The organism is Paraburkholderia sp. BL25I1N1 (assembly GCF_003002025.1).
Taxonomy (GTDB): Bacteria; Pseudomonadota; Gammaproteobacteria; order Burkholderiales; family Burkholderiaceae; genus Paraburkholderia.
Window position 1 is genome coordinate 1 of the sequence record NZ_PVZB01000071.1, and the last position, 1947, is coordinate 1947.

The following is a 1947-nucleotide window of genomic DNA, read 5'->3' on the forward strand; positions in this document are numbered from 1 at the left end:
GCGAAGCGGTAAAGGCCCGACCGTGTTGTACCTCCACGGCGATCGAGGCGGTAGCGAGTGGACCACGATCCTTCAACGGCTCGCAGCAAACTTCGACGTCGTCGCCCCGGATCATCCGGGCATGGGTCACAGCAGTTCGCCAGACTGGATCGACAACATCCATGACATGGCCTACTTCTATCTTCAGTTGATCAAGGCGCTCGACCTTCGAGATGTCCATGTCATCGGATCGTCGCTTGGCGGCTGGATCGCCATGGAAATGGCGGTGCGCTCTACTGAACGTTTGCGCTCGTTGACTTTGGTTGGCACTACGGGCATTTACCTCGATGGCACCGATCTTCCCGATCAGTTCCTGATGACCAACGAGGAATTGGTCCGCACGCTGTTCGTCGATCAGTCTCGCGCCGACGTTATTCTTGCGACACCGCAGACCGACGAGCAAATGGATAGATTTTTGCGCAATCGGCACATCTCCGCCCGGCTGGGTTGGACTCCTCGCTTTCACGATCCGCATCTCGAAAAGTGGCTGCCGACCGTCGACATCCCGACGCTGATCGGCTGGGGGCGTCATGACGCACTTTTCCCAGTGACGTATGGCGAGCGGCTCGCAAAGTTGTTTCCCAATTCCGAACTCACGATCTTCGAGAACTCCGGGCACCTGCCTCAAGTTGAAGAAGCCGAACGATTCAGCATCGTATTTGAGCAATTTACGCGGGGAGTTCAATCATGAGATTTGGCTTTTTCCATCTGATGCCCTATGCCGACCTGGATCTTGACTACGTCGAGAAACACAAGTCCTCATGGTTGACCCTGCCGAACTCGTACTACGACCCTGAAAAGGGCGCGGCCCTGTATCACCGCTATCTGGACGAGTACGAATACGCTGCCGATCTGGGGTTTGAATTTCTCGGGTTGAACGAACATCATCAGACTGCGTATGGGATGATGCCGTCACCGAATGTGCTGGCCGGTACGCTTGCGCGTAAGCTCAAGGGCAACACGAAGATCGCGATTCTTGGACGAGCTTTGCCAGTGCTGAGCAATCCGTTGCAGGTGGCCGAAGAGTACGCAATTCTCGACAACCTTACGCGAGGCCGACTGATTGCCGGCTTCGTGCGCGGCATCGGCGCCGAGTATCACGCTTTGGCCATGAATCCGACTGAGAGTCATGCGCGCTTCCATGAAGCCCATGACCTGATTATGCAGGCATGGACGCGGCCCGGCCCATTTTCGTTTAATGGGAAATACTATAAATTTCCCTATGTAAATCTTTGGCCCCGGCCGTATGCCAAGCCGCATCCCCCGGTTTTCATTCCGTCTCAAGGCTCCAAAGAGACCATTGAATTCGCCGCGGCGGCCAATCATCGATACACATATTTGCAGACTGCCGCGCCTGCGGCCGTATTGTTCAAGTACATGCAGGCGTACCGCGACGAAGCCGAACGCCAGGGCTGGCAGGCTACACCGAACCATCTGGCATGGAACGTCAAGATCTATGTCGGAGAGACCGATGCGATTGCGCAGCGCGAAGCCAAGCCGCACATCGAGGCATTCGCAAACCGTTTCCAGAGGATGTCGATGGAAATGCTGCTGCCGCCTGGCTATACATCAATGACGGCCTTCAAGAATCTGATGCGCGAAAAAACGAATGTCTCGCGCGAGAGGACCATGGAGGAAATGATCTCGCTCGGCACCTTCATCTGCGGTTCACCTCAGACGGTGATCGACAAATTGGCGGACTTCCAAAGCAAGGGAGGCTTCAATATCGTTGGCGCCGGTCTGCAATACGGCACGATGCCTGCTGACCTGACACGCAAAAACACCGAGATGTTTGCCCGGGAAGTGATGCCTGCGCTGATAAACGCACTACCTGGCAGCCAGACTCTGTCGGGCGTCCACGCAAATGCCAGCGATCTGCTTCCTCAAACTGAGGGGTTCGTCAGGTAA

2 protein-coding genes are annotated in these 1947 nt (G+C 55.8%); both read left to right on the forward strand.

Annotated features, from left to right (window positions below; translation table 11 throughout):
• Window positions 1-730, forward strand: a 730-nt coding sequence (locus B0G73_RS39880) for an alpha/beta fold hydrolase (protein WP_258194190.1), incomplete at its 5' end; no start/stop codon positions are given.
• Window positions 727-1947 carry an LLM class flavin-dependent oxidoreductase gene (locus tag B0G73_RS39885; RefSeq protein ID WP_106286492.1) on the forward strand — a complete coding sequence of 407 codons (1221 nt, stop codon included), beginning with the start codon at window positions 727-729 and terminating at the stop codon, window positions 1945-1947. The genes B0G73_RS39880 and B0G73_RS39885, both read left to right, overlap by 4 nt.

Bases quoted from the DNA above. Each gene is read 5' to 3' on its own strand.
- B0G73_RS39885 (WP_106286492.1), top strand. From the start codon at position 727: ATGAGATTTGGCTTTTTCCATCTGATGCCCTATGCCGACCTGGATCTT.